This is a genomic window from Rhizobacter sp. P3_B12, from assembly GCF_056402895.1.
Genome location: NZ_JBFUGN010001154.1, coordinates 1 through 1,757, shown reverse-complemented (window position 1 = coordinate 1,757; position 1,757 = coordinate 1). Strand labels below are relative to the sequence as shown.

General features: G+C 65.6%; 2 protein-coding genes. Both read right to left on the bottom strand.

Translation table 11 applies throughout. The features are described 5' to 3' along the window. On the bottom strand, positions 1 to 705 hold a 705-nt coding region (locus tag AC1D01_RS33225), incomplete at its 3' end, for a SpvB/TcaC N-terminal domain-containing protein (protein WP_477873737.1). Between the two features lie 218 nt (positions 706 to 923). Then, a partial coding sequence (locus AC1D01_RS33220) for an Orn/Lys/Arg family decarboxylase (protein ID WP_477873736.1) occupies positions 924 to 1,757 on the bottom strand: 834 nt, incomplete at its 5' end.

Below are 1,757 nucleotides of genomic sequence, written 5' to 3'. Positions count from 1 at the left end.
GCCCTGGGTCGCGCTGCCCCAGGCGACGCCGCGCTGCTGGTACTGGAAGTCGATGTAGTTGCCCTTCAGGTCGCTGCTGCGACTGATCAGCCAGGTGGTGATGACGCCGCTGGCCTGCGCGGTGACGGCGGCATCGGCCATCGCGTTCGCAGCGGGGTTGGTGCCGTATTCGTGGATGCGCCCGTCCTTGGTCCACACCTTGAAGTACGTCGGCGAACCACCCCCTGTGCCGTAGGCGCGGATGCGCGCATACGTGTCCTTCTCGGTGCGGTACTCGCGCAGCAGGCCGCTGCCACCGGCGCTGTCGTTGGTCTGCGGAAACGGCAGCGGAACGCCCGCCTCATCGGTCTGGATCAGGCGCTGGCCATCCAGGCACAGCTTGTCGGCGGCGCTGTTGTTGACGCCCCTCACATGCCCGTCGGTGGACAGGTTGTCGGCACAACGCGCAATGGCCGAGATGCCCTGCAGCGACCATCCGTGCCCGAGCGGCCCGCTGCCTTCGCCGCCATAGGYCAGGCTGATGCTCGGCGTCATGCCGGCCACGCCCGGCGGCACGGCGATCGAATGCTGATAGCTCGGCTGGCCGCCATTGCCGACCACCAGCTGAGCCCAAGTCGCCGAAGAAGACAGAGCCAGCGCCAGCGCACCCAGGCACGACACCACCCAGCCGCGGACACGCCGCGACGCAACCAAGATCAGTTCCAAAAGAGTCCTCCAGCGCACGGTCGTCGACCATGCATCCAATGACAACGAGGGAGAGGTGTGTCGCCTTCGGCCTTGTGGGGCACTGGCAACCCGCGCGGCAGTGGTCTGCCGCTGCGGTGCGCGCAGTCTAGCGATGCGCGAAGGAATTTGTCACAACAAGCCGAGCAAATTCATCAACCTTGAGGAGGTCCATTCGTACCTCCCCATACCGCCGGCGCTCAACCTTCCTTCACGCAATCCACGTGGTACGTCCGCGATCCCTCGCCGCTGTCATGCTCCACCAGCCCGTGGACATCGGTGTCGAAGCCCGGGAACTTGGCGTTGAACGCGCGCGTGAACTTCAGGTAGTCGACGATCTTCTTGTTGAAGCGCTCGCCCGGGATCAAGAGCGGGATGCCCGGCGGGTACGGCGTCAGCAGCGAGGTGGTGACGCGGCCTTCCAGGTCGTCGATCGCCACGCGCTCGGTGTCGCGGTGCGCGATGCGCGCGAACGCATCGGTGGGCTTCATCGCCGGCTGCAGGTCGGACAAATACATCTCGGTGGTCAGGCGTGCGATGTCGCCCTTGGCGTACATCTCATGGATGGCCTGGCTCAGGTCCTGCAGCCCCATGCGCTCGTAGCGCGGCTGCTTGGCCACGAACTCCGGCAGCACGCGCCACAGCGGCGCATTGCGGTCGTAGTCGTCCTTGAACTGCTGCAGCGCGGTCAGCAGCGTGTTCCAGCGGCCCTTCGTGATGCCGATCGTGAACATGATGAAGAACGAGTACAGCCCCGTCTTCTCGACCACCACGCCGTGCTCGGCCAGGAACTTGGTGACGATCGACGCCGGGATGCCGGTCTTCGCGAACTTGCCCGAGACATCGAGCCCCGGCGTGATCAGCGTGCACTTGATCGGATCGAGCAGGTTGAAGCCGCTCGCGAGGTTGCCGAAGCCGTGCCACTTCTCGCCGGCCTTCAGCACCCAGTCGCTGCTCTTGCCGATGCCGTCGGCGGCCAGCTTGTCCGGGCCCCAGACCTTGAACCACCAGTCCTTGCCGTACTCCTTGTCGAC